The following is a 19,880-nucleotide window of genomic DNA, read 5'->3' as shown; positions in this document are numbered from 1 at the left end:
GACGTATCCGGGGAGCGCTTTTCGAACGGCCGATCGCCGGTTGACATCCTCTTCGGGCGAAGCCGTAAGCTTTCGCGTCGGTACTGCTGACGTTCGGTCGGCGTGTCCGGCTCACGGGCGGCACGCGTGTACGCGATCTATCCGCGGCTCCGGAGGCCACTGCTTCAGTTCCGCGGCGGCATCGAGCAACAGGTCGATGTCGGCGTCCTCGGTGAATCTGATCTCCCCGTCGGTCCAGTCGACGTCGACGATGTCTCGTTCGAGTAACTGGGGGAGGTGGATATGAATCAGTCGGACGCGAGTGCGGTCGATTTCAGCGTCGGTGACCTTTTCAGGCGAGGTTCGATGTCGTCGGACGGAGATTTGCCGTGATAACGTATCCACTGTGCTCGCTCCGCCGCGTTCCACGAGTTCGTGAAAGAGATACTGCCGGTCAGCGCTGGCAAGTACTCGGAAAGCGTCCGACTGGTCCATGGCTCTCTACGGGTTTAAAACAGCTTCACCGTCAAAGCATCTGTACCCAAAATCTTTGGGCCGACCCGTTCGTGTCGGCGTGGTTACCCTTCGAGTACTTCGTAGGAGACGTCTGCGTCTCGCAGCGCGTCGGTGACCCGACCGACGGCATCGGTCGTCGCGACGGCGGTGACACTGAGGCCGTGATTGGCGGCGTCCGCTACGACTTCGCCGACGGCGAACGTGACGGCCGGGTCGGTGCCTGCTTGCCGACAGGCGACGATGGCCTCGACACCGGTGGCGGCGACGAGGTCCGCCTCGTCGCACGCGTTGGTGACGGTCTCGTCCGCGATAGCGCGGCTCCCGCCAGTGCGGATCGAGGGAACCTGCAGGACGGTAACGGACCCTGGTTCGAGTTCCATGACGCCTTCGAAGCTGGTGACGCCGACGTCGGTGCCGGCCTCGGCGTCGGTGGTCGCGATGCCGGTCGCAGGCCCGTCGCTTTCGGGAGTCGCGTGAAGGAGACCGTCTTCGACCGTCAGAGTGACCGTGTCGCCTTCCTCGATGTCGTCGGTGGCGATGTAGGCGTCTTCGCTCATCGCGCCCAGCACGTCGCCCGTGACGTGGTCGGCGAACCGACGGACGTCGTCGGCAGTGCGGAAGAGCCAGTCTACGCCCTCGCGGGTCACTCGATAACGCGATCGACCCTCCATCTCGACGAGACCATCGTCGACGAGTTCGCGAATGTACTCACTGACGGCCTGGCTCGTCACGCCAACCTCCTCGGCGATTTCCCCCTGACTGACCGCAGGCTGGCGCTCGGCGATCTGGACGAGAATGCGAAATCGCGTCGCGGCCCGCTTGGTATCGAGGACGTCGACCATACGGCTACCCTTTTCCTCAGGGTGGCAAAAAGGTACCCGATCGATCGACCGTGCCGTGTCGCGAGCGAGCCGACTGTCTCGAGGCGTCAAGTTGATGCCGAGAGAGTCCTTCGGGTTAGCCTGACTATGTCGGCCCTCCCAGCGGCGCCCGTCGTCGCCAGTGCTGCCGTCGAATTCGTGACGACGGGACCAGCGACGCTCGCCGCCGTGAGCGTCGGATCGATCCCGCTTTCGGATTCGCTCGCGTGGATCGCGATCGGCGCGTTCGTCGCGGCAATGCTCCTCGAGTGGCGCGGTGCCGTCGATCCGGCCCGGTATCTCGCCGCTGGCGCCTGGGTCGTCTTCGGCCTCTTCTGGGTGACGATGATACCACACTACTACCTCGAGGTCAAGAGCCCGATCCAGACGCTGCTGACACTCGCCGCACTGCCGCTGTGTGCCTACACCGGGTATCTGCTCGTCCAGGGCCGAGAATCGCTGCTCCTGCTCTCGAAGGCCATCGCGTTCATGGGTCTGATCTACCTGCCGGTCGAGACGATTCCGTTCGTTCGGACCTGGCTGATCGAAACGACTGCCACACAGACCCACTTCGGGATGGAGTTGCTGGGCCACAGTCCCGGCATCGAAGAGGGTGCGAACGGGTACCAGAGTCGGTTCGCGTTCGATCCCAACGAGACCGTGACCGGCCGGACGACCTACATCATCACCTCCTGTACTGGGATCGGCAGCATGGCCATCTTCGGCGGACTCATCGCCGCGGTGAAGGCGCCCCTCAAGCGGAAGGCCACAGCCTTCGCGCTCGCGATCGGCGTCATCTGGTTCCTCAACCTCGTCAGAAACGTGTTCATCGGCCTGGCCTCACCGTGGGGCTGGTTCCAGCAGGATGTCCTCGTCTACGTCGTCACGGAGTTCATGGGTGCTCCCGCCGACCGAACCTCCTACATCGTCGCCCACAACTTCATCGCACAATCGCTGTCGATCGTCGCCCTGCTGGGGATCACCTCCCTCGTCGTCCGCATTCTCCCGGAGATCCTCGAGCCGCTCGAGGACGTCCTCTACATCCTGACCGGCGACGAGTACGACCTCACGGACGCGCTCGGTCGGGACGTGCAGGCAAACGGCGGGCGGACGGCCGCGACGGAATCGGCCGGATCGAACACGAACGCCGACGATGGTCCGATCGATAACTCCGGGCCTGCGTCCGCGCCGGAGACCGAGTCATGACCGCCGTCGACGTCGACGTTCCGTTTTCGGTTCACGACCGCGCCGTCTCCGTTCCCGCCGCCGAAACGCTCGTCCTGGCGGACGTCCACCTCGGCAAAGCGGCCGCCTCGAGCGTCGAGGCGCCAATCGACGACGGGTCCGATTCCATAGAGCGTGTCCGCGGCCTCCTCGAGGCGACCGAACCGGCCACCGTCGTCGTCGCGGGGGACCTGTTACACTCGTTTTCGCGGATTCCACGCGGCGTCGAGCGCGACCTCGACCGACTCGTCGCCGCCGTCGACGCGGCCGGTGCCGACATCATCGTCACGCCCGGCAACCACGACGCGATGCTTGAGGGACCCTTCGACGGCGAGACGGCAGCGGAGTATCGGTTGGCGGACGGGGAAACCGTCGTCTGCCACGGTCACGACCGCCCCGACGCGGCGGCCGAACGGTACGTCATTGGCCACGATCACCCGACATTGTCCGTTGACGGGCGCAAGCTCCCCTGCGTTCTCTATGGTCCCGACGCGTACGAGGGAGCCGCCGTCCTCGTCCTCCCGGCGTTTACGCGCCTCGCCGCAGGGGCGACCGTCAACGGGATGTCCGGCAGTGACTTCCAGTCGCCGCTGGTCCAAACCGCCGACGTGTTCCATCCGGCGGTCTGGGACCGCTCGAGCGGCGAGACGCTCTGGTTCCCACCGCTGGGGGACCTCCGCCGACTGTTGTGAGCGACCCGTCGGCCGCTGGGATCGGCTGACGGTTGCGAGGCCAGCGAGAGGTCCCCGTAATCGTCGGTGCCCGTGGGAAATGGCCGTTGCTGAGGATCGTCCGACGCTGGCGCTGTTATTCGAACCAGCCGGACGCGTTCTCGGGCCCGAACGACGTGGAGGTCCGCTCTGAGAGGGAGGGAAGTGTGGAACGGAGCGTCGACGATGCACAGCATCCTCTCGATCAGAACGCGAGTCAGGGCCAACTCCTACAGTCGTGGCTGGCGTTACGCATTCGTGTCCGCATGAGCGTCATCTTAGAATTCACGATCGGAAGCGACGAGTTTTCGCTCGGAGCTGTCCTCTCGGGAGTACCCGGTATGCACCTCGAGATCGAACGCATCGTCCCGACGGGAGGGGAGGTGCTGCCGTTCGTGTGGGTGACCGGGAATACCCACGAAGCGTTCGAGGAGTCGGTGCGAAACAGTCCGATCGTCACGGAACTCCTCGCTCTCGACAAGGTCGGCGATAGCGGATTGTATCGGATCCAATGGGAGGAACCACAGCGTGACCTCGTCCACGGTATCGCCGAGTCGGAAGCGGTCATCCTCGAAGCGGAGGGGAACGAGAACTGGTTGTTCCGCCTTCGCTTCAACGACCACGATGCGCTCTCACAGTTCCACAACTACTGTACGGACCAAGACATCACGATCCACATCGAACGAACGTACACACTCCGTGAGCGGGTCGGACAGCGGCGTCAGTTCGGTCTCTCTCAGGATCAACGCGAAGCGCTCGTGTTGGCGCTCCGAAGAGGCTATTTCGCCACGCCGAGCGAAGCTAATCTGAGCGAACTCGCGTCCGAGCTCGGCATCTCACGCCAGGCGCTCTCGACCCGTATTCGGAGAGGAAACGAGAAAATCCTGCAAACGGTGCTCCTCTCGTCGGTGACGGACTTCGGCTGATCTGGACGGTACTATTTAAGTGAGTTTACTGGTCAACGATTCAGTTCTTTGAGACAGGACTAATAGGGGCCGTCGATGGAGAATGCCTGACGGGGAGGGGCAACGAACGATCGCGAAATGCATTTCCTGCGGGTCCGCCTATGCCGCCGAAAAATGGCCCGACGGGACGATCCAGCCGATCGGAACGAGAGACGGCTGTCAGTGCGGAGCGACCGAGTTTCAGGTCGTCGAACGGTCAGAAGATACCGTTCTGGATGGCGTAAACGAGTGACTGTCCGCCGCCGTCGATTTCCTCGAGGCTAATACGTAAGGCGGTTGCCCGTCGCAATATCCCAGTGATGGGTCTTTTCGGTATCGTCACTGTACCCGCAACTGTGCGAGCGCTCTTCGGTGAACTCGGTGGAGAAAAACGGGGCCAGATTCTCGGTGCCGTCGCGTTCGGCTGGTTTCTCGCGCTAGGTATTCGACTCGCGGTGCCGGCGTTGGTACCGTACATTCGCAGCGATTTCGAAATCGGCCTCACGACCGCCGGCATGCTATTGAGCGTCCTCTGGGTTTGTTACGCCTTATTTCAACTCCCGGGGGGCATCCTCGGAGACCGAATCGGTGAACGAAATATCCTCACCGGCGGTGTCGTGCTCGTGATCCTCGGCCTCGTAGTCTCCATTCTCGCTCCGACGATTGCGATCCTCTTCGTCGGAATCGGACTGATCGGAATCGCGACCGGTCTCTTTGCGACGACCAGGTTCACCATTCTCACGGATATCTTTCCGGACCGCGGGGCGACGGCCATCGGAATCAGTTCGGCGGCGGGAAACGTCGGGACGGTCACGCTGCCGGTCGCGATGGGGTTCCTGGCAGCCGAATTCAGCTGGTGGGCAGGCTTCGCGGCGGTAACGCCGATAGTCGGGGTCGCGGCCCTCTCGCTCTGGCTGATCGTGCCACCGCGAACGTCCGGAAACGAGAGCGCTGTCGACGAACTCTCCCTCGCAACTGCCAGAGACCTCTCGAGCGCGATCAGCCAGCGCCAGATCGTCGTCTTCATAACGTCGATGTTCTTGATGTCGTTCATCTATCAGGGATTCACGAGTTTCTACCCGACGTACCTCATTGACGTGAAGGGCCTCTCGAAGGGGTCGGCGGCCACGCTCTATAGCGTCTTCTTCGCAACGGGGGTCGTGATTCAGCCGATCGGCGGCGCCATCGGTGACTCGTTCAGCGACCGAACGACCCTCATTTCCTTCACGGGGTTGACCGCTGTCGCGTTAGTACTCCTCACGGCAGCGAACGGCTTTTGGACGTTACTCGTAATCTCGATGCTAATCAGTACGCAACTGGGCTTCTGGCCGATCGCGCAGGCGGCGGTCGCAGAGGCACTTCCATCCGAGATACAGGGAACGGGCTTCGGGTTCCTCCGGACGACGTACCTCCTGTTGGCCGCGGTTTCACCGACCGTTATCGGACTTCTGGCGGACCGAAATCTATTCGACGAGGCGTTCTTCCTCCTGGCCGGGTGTGCGGGTGTGACCGTCTGTTTCGTGTTCTTCCTGTCGATCGATCGGTCGTGAATTCCAACCCGGAGTTCGCGTCGGGAAACGAAAACCGATTCGTCCGTCGGTACTCGGCCACCCGATCGACACGACCGAGTACCGACGTGGCCCTCGAGGTCGAGCGCCGAATCGGACCCAAAACTGGTCACCGAGACAGATCGTCGATCACCGATTTCGCCGCCCGACGGCCGCTTTCCATCGCACCCTGAATCGACGACCACCGCGTGTAGTCACCAGCGAGGTACACAGGACCGGCAGGTTCGCGCACGTCCGGCAGGCGGTCGCGGAACCCTGGTGGCTGGGCGAACTGGGCGAACGGGATACGTTCGGTGTGGAGCGGTTCGAGTCCGTCGAATCGCCGGTCCGGGTACCACGACTCGAGAGTCGACCGCGTCCGCTCGGCGAGGGACGCGTCGGTCTGGACACCGTTGTGCTTCGTGGTCGTAGAGATCCCGCGCTGCTCGCCGAGGTAGGTCGCGCTGATGAGGCTCTCGTCGTCAGGGGCGTACTCCGGTGCGATGGCGCTGTGCGGGACGACGTGGTTCGGCCCCGCTTCTGTCGCGTTCAACAGGAGCCGTCGGCTGGTCGCGAGATCGGTGTCGGCCGGCAGCGCGTAGTACTGGGTGACGCAGGCGCGGGCGTCGGTGGGGACCGAGGACACGGCCGTCAGTTCGCGTGCGGTCGGCGGATCCGTCGCGACGACGACCGCATCGGCTTCGGCAGTCCGATCGCCGATATCGACGGTGACGGTCCCCGCCGATTCGCGAGTATCGACGCCGTTCGAATCGTCGACAGCCGCGGAGACCGACTCGACCGTGACGTCGGTTTCGATCGTCCCGCCGAGTTCACGCACGCGGTCAGCGAGCTGGGCCGGGATCGCACCCATTCCACCGGCCGGTACGGTAATATCGCCCGTCGCGAGAGCCCGGAAGGTGTATTCGAAGACGCGACTCGAGGTCGAAAGCGACCGGTCGAGAGTGATTCCGCCGTAGAACGGTGCAATGAATCCCTCGATGAATCGGTCCGAAAACCCACGCTCGCGAAGGTACGTCCCGATAGTCGTCTCGGACGCGCCGTCGAGTATCGCGTCCGGCTCGGTTCGCCGAAGATCCCACCAGAGACGGGCAACGCGAAATGCGTCGCCGATGGAGACGAACGGATTGGACAGCGTCGCTGGGATCGTTTCCGGCTCCCGAAGCGGGTCCGCAAGCGTCGTGCGGCCGTTCGGGCCGGCCAGGGTGGCACCCGGGTCGAACCGACGCAACGAGAGCGCCTCGAGGTCGAGTTCTCGCTGGACTGCGGGGTAGGCGGTAAAGAGTACCTGGAAACCGCGGTCGAATCGGTAGCCGTCGCGCTCTCGGGTTTGGACGCGGCCACCGACCGTTTCGCGACGCTCGTAGAGCGTCGCATCGACACCACCGCCGCCGAGGTGTCGCGCGGCGACGAGCCCGGCGAGGCCACCACCGACGACGATTACATCTGGGGTCGGAACCATACGCAATTGTCGGACGACCGCCAGTAAAATCGTGGACCTACCGATGCAGGTCGTGACCGGTCGGAACCGGCGCCCGTGTACCCGTCTCAGTGTCGGCGTGTGTCGTGGATCGGGATTCGGCGGCCGCCGTTCGGTCAGCGATCGGCCGTCAGTTGTCAGTGTTCAGTCGTCGATGGGCGGGTGTCGGTCGTCAGTGGTCAGTCAGGATCCTGAGTCCGGCGCCAGCGAGGATAACGAGGGCGCCGAGAATCGTTGCGACGGGTGGAATCGGAACGAACAGTAGACCGACGCCGACGACGAGAACGATCGTCGAAGCTCTGACCATGTGCCCGGTACGTCTCGAAGCGGGGTAGGGCTACGGCAAGCATTGACAGCGAGCACGGACTGTACCGGGCTACGTGTTCCGGGGACCGATCGGGGACGATCGATCCGCCATACGCGCCCGTCGGAGTCTACGAGCGCCCGTCGGCACGCATAAGCACCCGTCGGACGTGAATCGCGTATGGTCGACGCGACACTCACGCCGATTGATCGCGGGACAATCACTAGCGACGTCAACAACACTATCGAAGGGATCGTCCGCGGCACGGCCGACGAACCGAACCCGGAGACGATCATGGGGGAAGGACCGGTGTACAACATCGTCATCAACCATCCCGAGGGAACGCTCCTCTGGGACACGGGATCCCATCCCGACGCCGCCGACGGCCACTGGCCCGACGAGTTGTACGCCGCCTTCGAACACACCGGTCTGCGTCCGCTCGAGGACGACCTGGCCGATGCCGGCTACGACGTGTCCGACATCGATTACGTGATTCAGACGCACCTCCACCTCGACCACGCCGGCGGCCTCTACGCGTTCGAGGGAACCGACACCCCGATCTTCGTCCACGAGGAGGAGCTGAAGTACGCTTACTACGCCGCCAAGACTGACGCTGGTGACGAAGCGTACGTCGCTAGCGATTTCGACCGCGACCTCGAGTGGGAGATCGTTCACCGCGACCGACGGCACCTCTTCGACGGGGTCGAGTTCGTTCGGCTGCCCGGTCACACGCCCGGCCTGCTCGGCGTCGTACTCGACCTCGACGACGGGACGGTGATCCTCGCCGGAGATCAGGCCTACACGCGGGCGAACTACGAACGGGAACTGCCGATGGGCGGCGGACTGCTCTGGAGCAAGCGCGACTGGGTCGAGAGCCTACGGTTCCTCAAAGACCTCGAACGACGTCGCGATGCCCGGGTGATCTGTGGCCACGCCGCAGAAGACCTCGAGGCGATGCAAAACGGGCTCTAGGGGTCGTGGTATCGTCTCGGTCCGAAGACGGAACGGTCACCTCGACTCCGCCGCCACTCCGGCGGTTCCGATGACCGGTTTCGGCCGCACCGACCCCCACTCTCGGTGAGACAGGCGGCATGGTACTCCCCAGTGTCATCGCCGTCATCCTCGTGTCCGCGCTGTGCCATCTCTGGGATCGGGCTGCACCCGACTCCGAATCCGATACCGCCGTGTACCTGTGCGGTACCGCCACGAGGTTGCCGTGGTCGGTACGGTTTTGCCGGTTGCAACAGCGATGACGATATGGGAAACAACACCGACGAAGTGGCGGACTCGGCCGAGCGCTCCGAATTCCGGCCCGTCTTCGAGAACCGTGTCCGGTTCGCCGAGACCGATTTGCAGGGCGTCGTCTTCTATGGCGAGTACTTCACCTTTCAGGACGAAGCCGTCGCGGCGTTCCTGCGGGAAATCGACTACGGTTACGACCGTATGCACGAGGACGGCTGGGACATCCACGTCGTCAACAGCGAACTGAACTACCGCGAGGGAGCCAAACTCGGGGACGTCATCGACAACGAGCTGTGTGCGCCCGAGATCGGGACCTCGAGTCTTACGTTCCCGTACCGCGCCCGCCGACGTGCCGACGGCGAGATTCTCGCCGACGGAACGGTCACACACGTCGCTGTCGACCGGAAGACCCGCGAGCCAACTCGGATTCCCGACGCCTTCCGGGACGCCGTCTCGACGTTCGGTGGTGGCCTCGAGTCGGATCGGTGAGAGCGGTTCGCCTCGAGTCGGCGCGGTCGTGTCGTGTGTACCCGAATCGAACCGATACGTACTACACGGTTTTCATCCCACAACGAGCCGCCACAGGTGATAGCCGATCAAAAATAGCTGTCGATTTCGACCGCTCCACCACGCAACCGATACTCGCCGCGCTGGAACGAGACGATTCCCTCGTGTCGAAGGTGGTCCAGGTGGGCGTACGCCTCTCCGGGTCCGTGTACGATGTGGATCCCCTCGAGTTCGCCGAACAGATGCGTGCTCACCGTCCAGGCGTCGGCCGGCCCGTGGTCGCGGAGAATATCGAGAATCGCCTCGGTACGCTCGCGGTGGTGCTCGAGTACCGTCTCGGCGCGTTCGGTCGGGTTCTCGATCGGACCGCGGTGGCCGGGCCAGACCCGGTCGTAGTCGCGGTCGACCATCCGTTCTAACGTGGTGACGTACTTCTCGAGCGGGCGGTCCACCCGGACGTCGGCACCGCCGACGTTCGGCGTGTAGACCGGCAAGACGGCGTCACCGACGAACGCTTCGGATCCGCGTTCGGTCTCGAACCAACAGAGCCCCGCCGCGTGACCCGGCGCGTGGACCGTCTCGAGCGTTCGACCGCCAATCTCGAGGACGTCGCCGTCTTCGATCGGTGTCGGATCGGCTGGCGGTCCCCGAATGTCGTTCGATTCGAAGAAGTCTGGGAGTTCGGCTCGTGCATCGTCCGGAACCCCCCACTGCGCAAAGAGTTCGCGGCGACGGTCCCGGACCGCGGCGACGGCATCCGGGTCCTGCGCAATCAGCGGCGCATCGGCCTCGTGGACGTAGACCGTCGCGCCGCTTTCGGCCTGGATTTCGCCGGCCAGTCCGGCGTGGTCGACGTGGAAGTGTGTGAGGAGAATGTCGTCGACGTCGGCGAACTCGTAACCGCGCTCGGCGAGTCCGTCGCGGAGATCCCCACGGATGGACTCGATGGCGACGCCAGTATCGACGAGCGCGAGGGTTTCGTCCGCCAGTACGTACGCGTTATTTCGGCCTTCGAACACCTCGTTACCGAGTAAAATGCGGTCCATGTCGGCTACCCACACGCTACCCACTAATAATTCGCATGATAGCGGATCGGGACTGCTATCGGCGTTCGTCGGGCCGTCGTTGGAGCCGTGCTATCGCGGTCTCCGCTCGTGACGGGTGCGACCGGTCACTCCTCGGCCGTGCCAGTGAGTCTGGGGTCGAGACGGTCCTCGATGGCGCAGTCGAAGTGATTCGCGAGTTTGAACGCGAGCTCCAGCGACGGATCGTACCGGTCGCGCTCGGTCGCGTTGATCGTCTGTCGGGAGACGTCGCCGGCGGCCGCGAGGTCGGCCTAACTCTCGTCGCGCTCGTCTCGTCGGTCGCAGATGTCGCATTTCATCGAGATCGGTAGTAGCCGAGCGCGAGGCCATAGACCACGTAGACGGCGGCCGTCGTCCGGGCGAACGTCACGCTCGCGGGGCCGACCACGCCACCGGGAGAGAGTATGACGGCGATGAGCGAGGCTCACAACCACTCCTCGAAAAATCTGGACCAAAAAGCCGAACGCTCACGGCGTTCACGTTCGGTGCCTATCCCTCGAGTTCGTCCCGCAGCAGCTGGTTGACGTCGCCAGGGTCCGCGCTGCCACCGGTCTTTTGCATGACCTGCCCCACGAGGAAGTTGATCGCGCCGTCGTCGCCCGACTCGTAGTCGTCGACAGCACCCGGGTTCTCGTCGATCGCCTCGATGACGGCCCCCTTTACTTCGTCCTCGCCGGTTTTGCCCAGTCCCTCCTCGGCGACGACCTCGTCCGGCGTCCGACCGTCGTCGAGCATCGAGCGCAAGACCGTCTCGTGGGCGTTTTTGGCCGTGATCTCGTCCTCGGCGACGAGCTCGACGAGGCGAGTCACTTCTTCGAGTCGATTCTCGATCTCGGTAATCTCGATGTCGCGGTAGTTGAGTTCGCCGAGCAGATTGTCCGCGACCCAGGTCGCTGCGAGGTCGGGATCGAACTCGCCTGCGACGTTCTCGTAGAAGTCCGCGACCTGTTTCGTCGAGGTGAGCTTCGAGGCAGCCTCCTCACTCAGGTCGTATTCCTCCTGAAACCGCTCGCGGCGGGCCGTGGGCAGTTCCGGAATCGCGACCTCGTCTTTCCAGTTCGAGACGCGCAGCGGCGGGAGGTCGGCCTCCTCGAAATATCGGTAGTCCCTCTCTTCTTCCTTCGAGCGCATCGAGACCGTGATCCCGCGGGACTCGTCCCAGTGGCGGGTCTCCTGTTCGACCGCGCGTCCGCGCTGAATCGCGTTCTTCTGGCGCGTCTCCTCGTAGGCCAGTGCCTTTTGTGCGCCCTTGTGACTCGAGATGTTCTTGACCTCGGTCCGGTTTGCTGCTGCGAGCGCGTCCTCGCCGATGTCGGTGATGTCGTCGCTTTCGATTTCCTCGTCGGGGATGATCGAGAGGTTGGCGTCGATCCGCAGGCTGCCGTCGCGCTCGGCGTCGAAGACACCCAGATACTCGAGGACCTCCTCGAGTTCGGCCAGAAAGGCCCGCACTTCGCTCGGGCTGCGGAAGTCAGGAGCCGTGACGATTTCCATCAGCGGCGTGCCCGCCCGGTTATAGTCGACGAGGGTGTACTCCGCCGAATCGATTCCACCACCGCCGCCCACGTGCTGGAGACTGCCTGGATCTTCCTCTAGGTGAGCGCGCTCGATCGAAACGGTTCGACGCGCCCCTTCGACGGATATCTCGAGTTCGCCGTCCTGGCAGATCGGCTCGTCGTACTGGGTGATCTGGAAGTTCTTGGGCAGGTCCGGGTAGTAGTAGTTTTTCCGGTGGAAGCGCGTCTCCGCGGGGATGTCGGCGTCGATCGCCTTTCCGATCTTGACGGCTGCCTCGACGGCGGCTTCGTTGAGAACCGGCAGCGAGCCCGGCAGGCCGAGACAGACTGGACAGACGTTGTCGTTGGGCACGTCGGTCGGCTCGGTCGAACAGGCGCAGAAGATTTTCGTGTCGGTCTCCAGCTGGACGTGGACCTCGAGGCCAATGACGGTCACGAGGTCGCCCTGCTGGACGGTCTGGGCAGTCATTGAGCCCCGATTCGGGCTGGTCGGGGTAAAACGTAACGGGACGGAGTCGCGGTGTTCGATCGACTCGAGATACCCACACCTTCCCGGGGCGGAGTCGTCGTGACTTCGTTTTGGTAGTGTGCGACCACACTATATTTGTACTTTCGGTGACGTACTACGGATATGAGCACTGACGGAGTCGACGCCGAAAGCAAGGTGTCCGGAAACCAGGCGAACATTCCCGCTCGAATCCGTCGCCGACTCGAAATCGACGACGGTGATCGGCTTCGATGGAGCGTCGAAGACGACGGCACGATGCGGGTCGAAGTCGTCCACCGCCGCGGCGGATCGTTCACTGATTTCACGGGATACGACGGTGACGAAGAAACTGACGCGACGACGGATCACGACGCGTGGGGAGTCGAGTAAATGTCGCGTGCAGTCGTCGATACTTCCGTATTATTCGCAGCAACCTACCGCCGAGATGCAGCACACAGTGATGGACTTCCTGTTCTTCGCGGTATCGACGACGGATCTCTTCCGGAAGCCGTCGTGCTCGATTACGTACTCGGAGAGACGCTCAACGGTCTCACGACGCATGCAGGTCACGATGCTGCCGTCGACTTTCTCGATCGTGTGGAAGAAAATGCACGATTTCACATCGCTACGCTCCAATCGGACGAACTGGCGGCAGCAAAATCGCTGTTTCGGCGATACGAGGGTTTTTCGTTCGTTGACGCGTGTATCGTCGCGTATATGCAGTCGAGCGGAATTGAATGTATCTACGCGTTCGACGACGACTTCGATCGGATAGACGAACTGTTTCGACTGGAGACGGCGACGAACCCGTTCGGTCCACACTGACCGCCTTCCTCGGGTCCGGATTCAGGACGAATCAGTACCGACGCTCGAGAACCGTGCCGGACTCGCCGACGACAAGCTGAGGCGACCGGGCCGTGCCGAGCGCGACCGCGTGCAGTTCGTTGCCGGGCCGAAGGCGATCGAGCGGCTCCCAGCCGTCGAAGCTCCGTTCGTAGATCGTGCCCGCCGACGAGACCGCAAGCGCGGTGTCGCGGTTTCTCGCAAGCGCTGCGATCGGTTGCTCGCTGAGGGTTGCACGCGACCAGTTGACGCCGTTGTAGCCGTAAACTGCCCCGTTACCGCCGGCGACCGTGACGTGTCCAGTGTCGGTCGCCGCGACCGCCGCGAAGTCGACGCCCGCGCCCTCGATCCCGATTTGTGTCCAGGTGACCCCGCCGTCGCGTGACTCGAACACCCCGCCGTCCGTGTCGACGATGTAGCCGTACGCGAGCGACGTGAGGTCGACGTCGGTCACGCTCGAGCCGCTGCCGGGTTTGCTAACGTCGCCCCACTTGACTGTCGCGCCCTGGCGGCGCCCCCGGAGGAGTTCGCCGGAGCTGTTGATCGCCGTGAGCCGTTCGTCGCCGGCCAGTCCGGCAGCCGCGATCGCCGTCCAGGAGGTCGTCTTCTCCAACGGCGCCGAGAAGTCCGCGACGTGGTCGGCGACGACGTCGTACAAGCCGAGTGCGCCGCTGTCGCCGGCGACCCACAGCCCCTGCCCGTTGCTCGTGACCGCCGCGGTTCGAAGGCCGTCGCCCGTGTCAGAGAGCCCGTTCTCGAGGGCGACGGTCCAGTCGCCGTCGTCGCGAGCGAGGACGATACCGTCCTCGCCGACGGCGTAAGCGCCCTCCGCCGTTGGGACGACGTCGTACAACGTTGCATCGGTAGGAACGTCAGCTGCGACCCATTCGCTGTCGGCGCTGCCGCAGCCGGCCAGCGTGAGCGACGCGACCGCGGTGCCGACCGATGCGAGGAGGCGGCGGCGACTCGGATGACGATCGGCCGTCATCGGCTCTCGTTCGACTGGTCACCGGTCTCGGTCGCACGAGACGATTCTTCGCTCGACCGAGCGACGGTCTTGGCTGCTCGAGCCGAATCCCCGATCGGTTCCGGTCCACCTGTAGTTGTCGGTCCGATCTGAGTAGCCGACTCGTGTGACTCGTGGAACTCACCTGGAGGGGTGAATGCCCCCGGTGCCGAGGTTCGCATGAGGATCGCCGAGATGCGAACGACGTAGGCGAACAGCACCGCGAGCGGGCTAAATGCCACTGCGAGCGCGAGACTCACGAGAACGAGCAGCCACCCCTCGAAGGCGACGGGCGGGTAGCCGCTCGCGTAGATCATGATGACGAGCGACGAGAGCAAGATCGCGGCGGTGCCGCTGTAGGTGATGAGTCGCGAGAGCCGCGCGAGTTCCCGCTGGAGGTAGATCGTCGTGAAGTACTGTCGGGTCGCGTCCGCGGTGACGAACAGTTCCCGAAGCTCCGAGAGCAGGTCTCTGACGCTGTCCGACAGATCGTCGTCGAAACGCCGCCGGAGCCGTCGTGCCTCGTTCGCGGCACCGGCATAGTCGTGGTCGATCGTCGGCAGTACGACGGCGAACACCGAGTCCGTCTCGCCGGTTAGTTGCGAGGAGAGACCGCTGGTGTGTTCTCGCGTCCGCGCTGCGAACCGACAGATCGACTCGAGGGCGGAGATCGGTGTGTCGTCGGACCGACCGTCACCGACCCGGCTGCGTTCGCTGCCGTCCGCGGTACGATCCGCCTCTTCACATTCGGTCGCGAGCTCGTCTGCACGGCTGCCGAGTGTGCCGGCCAGCCGTGCGAGGAAGGGGGCAGGATCGGTCGGGCTGACGCCGTCGCCTTCGGTCTGGGCCTCGACGCGACTTCGGAACTCCCGGACGCCGTCGATGCGGTCGGTGAGCCGATCCGGCGTGCCGAACAATCGCGAGATGATCAACTGGTTGACTGCGACGACGATTGGGATGAACGAGAACAGTCCCGCGATCATCGTACTGAACATCGTCGTGACGAACCGACTCTCCCGGACGCCGATGACGTCGCTGACACCGAGGACGAGTGCGAGGACGAAGATGCCGGCGACGAACCCGCCGCCGATCGCTCGCCGATCGCCCTCGAGCAGAAGCCACCGCCGCCCCCGGCGACGGGACGGTGTGTCGGTGAGATATCGGGCTGTAATCCGGCCGCCGATCCAGAGAATGCGGACGACCGCCGAGAGCGCGGCGACGGTCAACCGGAGCACGTAGTGAACGAGCGAAATGGCGACCGAGGTCTCGTCCTCGCCATCGCTCGAACGGTCAGCATCGGTGATCGTTTCGGAATCCGTTTCGTCTCCGCTGGATGCCGGTCCCTCGCGCGTCGAATCTGCACCGGTGCGGTCACGAGTGGTCGGCGACGTGTCGGACTCCCCTACGGGAGCCGATCGGGAAGAATCGTCAGTCATATATTTGGGTTGTCGTGTGAGGTCGGTTCAAAGACCGTTGGAGACGGTCTCGAGGAGGCGAATCGAGAGCAAGAGGAGCGCGGTCAGGACGACGACCCGCCGAATGATGGCCCCCCGCGTGGTCCTGATTCGCGAGCGATCCGACGGGTGAAATCCCACGGTCCAGAGCGTCGCGATCGCTCCGACGTTGATCGCGATGACGTTGACCGCGACGACGACGAGCGAACCGAGGACCGCAGCGGGCTCGCCCCAGGCGACGCCAACACCGACGACACCGATCGGCGGCATGATCGCGGCAGCGATCATTACGCCGATGAGATCCGTGATGCCCGTCGTCGCCATTCCCAGTCCGCCGGCGATTCCCGAACAGACCGCAACGGTGACGAGCAACGACGGCGGCAAGCCGTGGCTGCCGAGCCCGAGACTCGCCTGAAGATCGACCGCACCGGTGATGACCCTCGAGGTTCGTGCGAACACCGCGAACGCGAGGGCGCTCGTCGTGGCAACGCCGATTCCGAGGACCTGATGTTTGATGCCGCGGACGAACAGTCGTCGCTCGTCGAGGACGGTCGCGGCGCTCGAGGCCATCGCCGGCCCAAGCAACGGAGCGATTACCATCGCGCCGACCAGGACTGCAAGCGAGTTCAGCAGGACCCCGGTTGTGGCGACGACGCCGCTGATCGCCGTCATCGCCGCGAATATGACGAGCGAGGGTAACTGTGACTGGGCTTTCGAGCGCAATTCGCTTCGAGAGATCCGCTCGAACGAAAGCCACTCGCGTTTTCCGTCGGACACCGAATGGTCCCGCCCCGTCCCCACGATCGCCATCGGTTCCTCGACGACGATCGACACGTCGCCCTCGACCGACTCCAGATCGTCCTCGAGAGGCTCCACCGCGTGGGCGGGCGTCGGAACCGTGATCGTTCGGCTCTCGCCGTCGGTGTGGTCGGTGAGGCTGTACTCGAGATCGTGGCGGTCGATGATCGCCGTAATCTCGTCCGTACTCGACTGCGATGAGGTTATCACCGTCAGCAGACGCATATTCGACGTTTCCGTGGAACGTCCGGACCGGCGAGACCTGTCGCGATCGATCACAGTAGTTCGAGCGCATCGGTGTCTGGGCTTGGATCGTCGGGGAAAGTTTGCGCGAACAGCGAGCAGACGGTTTCGCGGATCGTATCGAGACGGTCGTCTCCGGTATCGTCACACGATCCACCGCAGCGGCCGACCGGTCCGTCGGGTTCCATGGCGTAGGTTAACCGGCCGCTACAGTCCGGACACCGTGGTTCGGCGTGGGACGTCATCCAGTCCACGTCGAACCCGTCCCGAGCCAGGCGTTCGCCGAGCGCGAACCAGACGATGAGGTCCCGTTCCTGACGGCCACACGCTCGTCGCTTGAGCCGACCAATCGCGAGCGCGGCGCGACGGCCGAGATCCTCGTTCGGATCGGCGTGCCGGCGGTGACACCGCCGGAAATAGGTCGTCAGGGCGCGCCTCGAGGACCGACGTTTTCCCATCGTCAGCGGGGACTCGAGGGCGGCATTCGGCGAGAGGTTGTCGGACTGTGGAACGCGCTCCGGACGGCCCTGTTCGTCGTAGTGAGCTTCTCGCGAAAGAGAGGCTCCGCTGGTTGGACAGAATGCGTATTTACCAATCATTGTTGGAGTTCGATCGAACCGTCAGTGCGGTCCGACCGGGCACCCCGGCTAGCAGTGCCAGTGGTATAAACTGACACAATACTGAGAGTGTCTACAATAAAGATACGGACCCATTGGGCGCTCTAGACGTATGTTTCAGATATTTAGTGCGACAATGTTGTGAATATAGACATTTTATGAAGGGGGAGTTCCAACGGCGGATGCGTCATGTCACGTACTGATCTCACAGCCATCGATCCGACCGATCGCGCGCCGTGGTACTGGTACGTCCTCATCGGTTATCCCGTCTTGAGTCTGCTCGGAATCGTTTCGCTTGCCCGTCTCACCGGCGGCGGTTCGGTTCTGGCGACCGGCTTCGGCAGTGTCGCCCTCCTAATCGTCGTCACTGCAGTGGGCGCCGTCACGTTGCCTGCGATCTGGCACGACGTCGACGTCGTCGCCGACGAAATCGACTCGTGGAATCCCGACCGAGAGATATACGTCGGCGCGGCAATCGCCGCCCCATTGATTCTCGGCGTCCTCTCCGGACTAGCCGCGGGATTCGGCATCGCGATCGCGATGACGGTCGTCGCGTTCCTGCTCTCGTCGCTGACGGTCTGTCTCGCCTACCTCTACAATCGCCACCGTGAGATAGGCCTCTTGACCCGTTAAGAGCCCATAGCGAGCTCGTCACGAACATTCGTCCGCTCCCAGCGGCTGCGCGTCCGAGACGATCAGTCGAAACTTCGTATCGATCGGACCGCCCCCGTTTCGGTACGGATCCTCTAGGTTTCGTCCAATTTTATAGGGCGCAATCTATTGGTTATTAGTGTTGGTAGGCCCGGACGACGCGCACCTGGCGCGGATGACCTCCTGGCCCAACAGCACAGCTACAACTCCATCCAACACCCTACTTGTGACGTTCAACGCGGGTCTGGCGAACGCGTGACGTGCGACGCGGGTCCGAAGACGACGTCGACGATCACTTCGATCACGCTATGCTCTCAGCGATACACCTCATCACCGACGTATCAGACCCCGTGCTGGCAGCGGGTGGACCGCTTTCCACCCTGCTCCAGCAGACGATCGATCACGGCCCTCTCCTTCCGACACGACTCTCGAGCGTTCAGCCGACCGACTCGGGGATCGCCCCTAACGGCGGCGGGTTCGGGTTCGCGGCCCGGCTCGTCGGCATGCTCGGTGCGCTTCTGCTGGGAATCCTCTCCGGTGCGATCATCGCGTTTCGGATGGCCTGGGACACCTGGTGGGCGCTCGTCCTCGGCTTTACGATAACCGGGGCCATCCAGGAGTTCGTCTCCGAGGACCGGCTCAGTGACTACATAGGCGACGACGGCTGGCGGGAGATTGGCTACGGAACCCTCTTCGGCGCCTCGTCATCGAGCTGTTCGTTCTCGGCGGTGGCGGCGACACGGACGCTGTTCACCAAGGGCGCCTCGGCCGCTGCCAGCCTGGGCGCGTTCCAGTTCGCGAGTACGGATCTCGTCCTCGAGCTCGCCCTCGTCGTTACGGTCCTGCTCGGCTGGCAGTTCGCCGCCGCCGAAATCGTCGGCGGACTCGTCGCCGTCGCCGTGATCGCGGTCGTCTTTCGTCGGTTCGTTCCCCGACCGTGGGTCGAACGCGCGCGGGAACACGCGAAGGCGCTCGAGGAGACCGAGTGTGCGACCTGTGGGATGGCCGCCGATCCGGTCGACGACGAGACGGTTTCGGGGATGTTCGACGGAGAGCGTCGGTACTTCTGCTGTGGTGGCTGTCGTGGTGCGTACGATCCCGACGACCGAGAGGCGGTCACCGCCGGCCCGGAACTCCTGTCGGGTGATCGGTGGCGGTCGGCGACCGCCAACGCGATCCGCGAGTGGGACATGCTGTGGCGAGATATCGCCCTCGGCTTCCTCATCGCCGGACTGCTGGCCGCGCTCGTCCCCACTGCGTGGTGGACGGCCCTCTTCGGCATCGGTGTCGACGGGAGTCTGACCCGGACCGTCTCGAACGTCGTCATCGGCGCCGTCGTCGGAGTGTTGACCTTCCTCTGTTCGGTCGGGAACGTCCCGTTCGCGGTCGTCCTCTGGCAGAACGGCGTCTCCTTCGGCGGCGTCCTCGCGTTTATCTTCGCTGACCTGCTGATCCTGCCACTGGTCCGGACCTATCGCCGCTACTACGGCACTCGCATGGCCGCCGCGATCTTCGTCGCGTTCTTCCTCGCGGCCGTCGTGGCTGGCCTCGCCGTGGAACTGCTCTTCGGCGGTATCGGTCTCGTTCCGGCCCACACCACGGGTGGCGGCTCGGTTTCCGGAGCCTACACGGCTCTCCTCAACGTCGTCGCCGCCCCGATCCTCGTTATCCAGGTCTACGTGGCCCTCGAGCCGGAACAGCGCGTCCGCATCGGAAACCGGCTCGCACCCCACGTCGCCGGCGTCATCTACCACGCCCACTCGCTCATAGAGCGAATCGCCTACGCGCTCGAGGATCGCGGGCTCGAGTGAGCGCGCCGACCGACCCGAAGCCGGCGACCCGAGCGCA

The 19,880-nt window shown here is 63.9% G+C and carries 21 protein-coding genes and 1 pseudogene; 11 read left to right on the top strand and 11 right to left on the bottom strand.

All coding sequences use genetic code 11. From position 1 onward, the window contains the following. Nucleotides 1-111: 111 nt before the first annotated feature. Nucleotides 112-474: a DUF7344 domain-containing protein gene (locus NJU76_RS10800; RefSeq protein WP_254528395.1), complete on the bottom strand. Its 363-nt coding sequence runs from the start codon at nucleotides 472-474 to the stop codon at nucleotides 112-114. 83 nt (nucleotides 475-557) lie between these two features. Beyond that, on the bottom strand, nucleotides 558-1,337 hold the full coding sequence (locus NJU76_RS10795) for a DUF7839 domain-containing protein (RefSeq protein WP_254528394.1): 780 nt from the start codon (nucleotides 1,335-1,337) through the stop codon (nucleotides 558-560). Nucleotides 1,338-1,463: 126 nt separating this feature from the next. Here NJU76_RS10795 and artA point away from each other — a divergent pair, with 126 nt between their 5' ends. From artA to NJU76_RS10770, 5 genes are all read left to right on the top strand, one after another. Beyond that, nucleotides 1,464-2,561 carry an archaeosortase A gene (artA, locus tag NJU76_RS10790; protein ID WP_254528393.1) on the top strand — a complete coding sequence of 366 codons (1,098 nt, stop codon included), beginning with the start codon at nucleotides 1,464-1,466 and terminating at the stop codon, nucleotides 2,559-2,561. Further along, nucleotides 2,558-3,271 (top strand): metallophosphoesterase, encoded by a 714-nt coding sequence (locus NJU76_RS10785; RefSeq protein WP_254528385.1) that lies wholly within the window; start codon nucleotides 2,558-2,560, stop codon nucleotides 3,269-3,271. Before artA ends, NJU76_RS10785 begins: the two co-directional genes overlap by 4 nt. Nucleotides 3,272-3,456: 185 nt before the next feature. Next, nucleotides 3,457-4,215: a helix-turn-helix domain-containing protein gene (locus tag NJU76_RS10780; protein ID WP_254528383.1), complete on the top strand. Its 759-nt coding sequence runs from the start codon at nucleotides 3,457-3,459 to the stop codon at nucleotides 4,213-4,215. Nucleotides 4,216-4,297: 82 nt separating this feature from the next. Continuing rightward, nucleotides 4,298-4,486: a hypothetical protein gene (locus NJU76_RS10775; RefSeq protein ID WP_254528381.1), complete on the top strand. Its 189-nt coding sequence runs from the start codon at nucleotides 4,298-4,300 to the stop codon at nucleotides 4,484-4,486. A gap of 103 nt (nucleotides 4,487-4,589) precedes the next feature. After that, the gene (locus NJU76_RS10770) at nucleotides 4,590-5,783 is read left to right on the top strand and encodes an MFS transporter (protein ID WP_254528379.1); all 1,194 of its coding nucleotides are present in this window, start codon (nucleotides 4,590-4,592) and stop codon (nucleotides 5,781-5,783) included. A gap of 127 nt (nucleotides 5,784-5,910) precedes the next feature. Here the strand turns inward: NJU76_RS10770 and NJU76_RS10765 are convergent, their stop codons facing one another. Together NJU76_RS10765 and NJU76_RS10760 are read right to left on the bottom strand one after the other, a co-directional pair. Further along, nucleotides 5,911-7,260, bottom strand: a complete 1,350-nt coding sequence (locus NJU76_RS10765; RefSeq protein WP_254528377.1) for an NAD(P)/FAD-dependent oxidoreductase — start codon at nucleotides 7,258-7,260, stop codon at nucleotides 5,911-5,913. A gap of 190 nt (nucleotides 7,261-7,450) precedes the next feature. Then, nucleotides 7,451-7,585: a transporter gene (locus NJU76_RS10760; protein WP_254528375.1), complete on the bottom strand. Its 135-nt coding sequence runs from the start codon at nucleotides 7,583-7,585 to the stop codon at nucleotides 7,451-7,453. 177 nt (nucleotides 7,586-7,762) lie between these two features. Here NJU76_RS10760 and NJU76_RS10755 point away from each other — a divergent pair, with 177 nt between their 5' ends. Together NJU76_RS10755 and NJU76_RS10750 are read left to right on the top strand one after the other, a co-directional pair. Beyond that, nucleotides 7,763-8,554, top strand: a complete 792-nt coding sequence (locus NJU76_RS10755) for an N-acyl homoserine lactonase family protein (RefSeq protein WP_254528373.1) — start codon at nucleotides 7,763-7,765, stop codon at nucleotides 8,552-8,554. 285 nt (nucleotides 8,555-8,839) lie between these two features. Next, entirely contained in the window at nucleotides 8,840-9,313 is a 474-nt protein-coding gene (locus tag NJU76_RS10750; RefSeq protein WP_254528371.1) for an acyl-CoA thioesterase, read from the top strand. A 107-nt stretch (nucleotides 9,314-9,420) separates the two neighbouring features. Here NJU76_RS10750 and NJU76_RS10745 read toward each other — a convergent pair whose 3' ends face one another. From NJU76_RS10745 to gatB, 3 genes and pseudogenes are all read right to left on the bottom strand, one after another. Next, nucleotides 9,421-10,377: an MBL fold metallo-hydrolase gene (locus NJU76_RS10745; protein WP_254528369.1), complete on the bottom strand. Its 957-nt coding sequence runs from the start codon at nucleotides 10,375-10,377 to the stop codon at nucleotides 9,421-9,423. A 125-nt stretch (nucleotides 10,378-10,502) separates the two neighbouring features. Continuing rightward, nucleotides 10,503-10,715: pseudogene (locus NJU76_RS26900) on the bottom strand (helix-turn-helix transcriptional regulator). A 190-nt stretch (nucleotides 10,716-10,905) separates the two neighbouring features. Then, nucleotides 10,906-12,402, bottom strand: coding sequence for an Asp-tRNA(Asn)/Glu-tRNA(Gln) amidotransferase subunit GatB (gene gatB, locus NJU76_RS10735; RefSeq protein ID WP_254528367.1), 1,497 nt, complete (start codon nucleotides 12,400-12,402; stop codon nucleotides 10,906-10,908). A gap of 162 nt (nucleotides 12,403-12,564) precedes the next feature. Here gatB and NJU76_RS10730 point away from each other — a divergent pair, with 162 nt between their 5' ends. Then, nucleotides 12,565-12,810 (top strand): AbrB/MazE/SpoVT family DNA-binding domain-containing protein, encoded by a 246-nt coding sequence (locus NJU76_RS10730; RefSeq protein ID WP_254522551.1) that lies wholly within the window; start codon nucleotides 12,565-12,567, stop codon nucleotides 12,808-12,810. Then, nucleotides 12,811-13,245 (top strand): type II toxin-antitoxin system VapC family toxin, encoded by a 435-nt coding sequence (locus NJU76_RS10725; RefSeq protein ID WP_254528365.1) that lies wholly within the window; start codon nucleotides 12,811-12,813, stop codon nucleotides 13,243-13,245. A gap of 31 nt (nucleotides 13,246-13,276) precedes the next feature. Here the strand turns inward: NJU76_RS10725 and NJU76_RS10720 are convergent, their stop codons facing one another. The 4 genes from NJU76_RS10720 to NJU76_RS10705 form a co-directional block, all read right to left on the bottom strand. Continuing rightward, nucleotides 13,277-14,251, bottom strand: coding sequence for a WD40/YVTN/BNR-like repeat-containing protein (locus NJU76_RS10720; RefSeq protein WP_254528359.1), 975 nt, complete (start codon nucleotides 14,249-14,251; stop codon nucleotides 13,277-13,279). Further along, entirely contained in the window at nucleotides 14,248-15,705 is a 1,458-nt protein-coding gene (locus NJU76_RS10715; protein ID WP_254528357.1) for a DUF7972 family membrane protein, read from the bottom strand. The genes NJU76_RS10720 and NJU76_RS10715 overlap by 4 nt, the downstream gene beginning before the upstream one ends. Nucleotides 15,706-15,732: 27 nt before the next feature. Beyond that, a complete protein-coding gene (locus NJU76_RS10710) occupies nucleotides 15,733-16,731 on the bottom strand; it encodes a TIGR00341 family protein (RefSeq protein ID WP_254528355.1) in 999 nt (332 codons plus the stop codon). A 65-nt stretch (nucleotides 16,732-16,796) separates the two neighbouring features. Further along, the gene (locus tag NJU76_RS10705; protein ID WP_254528353.1) at nucleotides 16,797-17,363 is read right to left on the bottom strand and encodes a hypothetical protein; all 567 of its coding nucleotides are present in this window, start codon (nucleotides 17,361-17,363) and stop codon (nucleotides 16,797-16,799) included. Nucleotides 17,364-17,570: 207 nt separating this feature from the next. On the opposite strand from NJU76_RS10705, the gene NJU76_RS10700 reads away from it, so the two are divergent. Together NJU76_RS10700 and NJU76_RS10695 are read left to right on the top strand one after the other, a co-directional pair. Beyond that, the gene (locus NJU76_RS10700; protein ID WP_254528351.1) at nucleotides 17,571-18,014 is read left to right on the top strand and encodes a hypothetical protein; all 444 of its coding nucleotides are present in this window, start codon (nucleotides 17,571-17,573) and stop codon (nucleotides 18,012-18,014) included. 278 nt (nucleotides 18,015-18,292) lie between these two features. Next, nucleotides 18,293-19,843, top strand: a complete 1,551-nt coding sequence (locus tag NJU76_RS10695; RefSeq protein ID WP_254528349.1) for a permease — start codon at nucleotides 18,293-18,295, stop codon at nucleotides 19,841-19,843. Nucleotides 19,844-19,880 lie beyond the last annotated feature (37 nt).

It is taken from the genome of Natrinema gelatinilyticum (genome assembly GCF_024266705.1).
GTDB classification, from domain to species: Archaea; Halobacteriota; Halobacteria; order Halobacteriales; family Natrialbaceae; genus Natrinema; species Natrinema gelatinilyticum.
Note: the sequence above shows the minus strand (reverse complement) of the source record. Positions and strands in the feature narration are given on the sequence as shown.

Coding starts and splice junctions, on each gene's coding strand:
- NJU76_RS10800 (WP_254528395.1), bottom strand. CDS start 474: ATGGACCAGTCGGACGCTTTCCGAGTACTTGCCAGCGCTGACCGGCAG.
- NJU76_RS10795 (WP_254528394.1), bottom strand. CDS start 1,337: ATGGTCGACGTCCTCGATACCAAGCGGGCCGCGACGCGATTTCGCATT.
- artA (WP_254528393.1), top strand. CDS start 1,464: ATGTCGGCCCTCCCAGCGGCGCCCGTCGTCGCCAGTGCTGCCGTCGAA.
- NJU76_RS10785 (WP_254528385.1), top strand. CDS start 2,558: ATGACCGCCGTCGACGTCGACGTTCCGTTTTCGGTTCACGACCGCGCC.
- NJU76_RS10775 (WP_254528381.1), top strand. CDS start 4,298: ATGCCTGACGGGGAGGGGCAACGAACGATCGCGAAATGCATTTCCTGC.
- NJU76_RS10765 (WP_254528377.1), bottom strand. CDS start 7,260: ATGGTTCCGACCCCAGATGTAATCGTCGTCGGTGGTGGCCTCGCCGGG.
- NJU76_RS10760 (WP_254528375.1), bottom strand. CDS start 7,585: ATGGTCAGAGCTTCGACGATCGTTCTCGTCGTCGGCGTCGGTCTACTG.
- NJU76_RS10755 (WP_254528373.1), top strand. CDS start 7,763: ATGGTCGACGCGACACTCACGCCGATTGATCGCGGGACAATCACTAGC.
- NJU76_RS10750 (WP_254528371.1), top strand. CDS start 8,840: ATGGGAAACAACACCGACGAAGTGGCGGACTCGGCCGAGCGCTCCGAA.
- NJU76_RS10745 (WP_254528369.1), bottom strand. CDS start 10,377: ATGGACCGCATTTTACTCGGTAACGAGGTGTTCGAAGGCCGAAATAAC.
- gatB (WP_254528367.1), bottom strand. CDS start 12,402: ATGACTGCCCAGACCGTCCAGCAGGGCGACCTCGTGACCGTCATTGGC.
- NJU76_RS10730 (WP_254522551.1), top strand. CDS start 12,565: ATGAGCACTGACGGAGTCGACGCCGAAAGCAAGGTGTCCGGAAACCAG.
- NJU76_RS10725 (WP_254528365.1), top strand. CDS start 12,811: ATGTCGCGTGCAGTCGTCGATACTTCCGTATTATTCGCAGCAACCTAC.
- NJU76_RS10720 (WP_254528359.1), bottom strand. CDS start 14,251: ATGACGGCCGATCGTCATCCGAGTCGCCGCCGCCTCCTCGCATCGGTC.
- NJU76_RS10715 (WP_254528357.1), bottom strand. CDS start 15,705: ATGACTGACGATTCTTCCCGATCGGCTCCCGTAGGGGAGTCCGACACG.
- NJU76_RS10705 (WP_254528353.1), bottom strand. CDS start 17,363: ATGATTGGTAAATACGCATTCTGTCCAACCAGCGGAGCCTCTCTTTCG.
- NJU76_RS10700 (WP_254528351.1), top strand. CDS start 17,571: ATGTCACGTACTGATCTCACAGCCATCGATCCGACCGATCGCGCGCCG.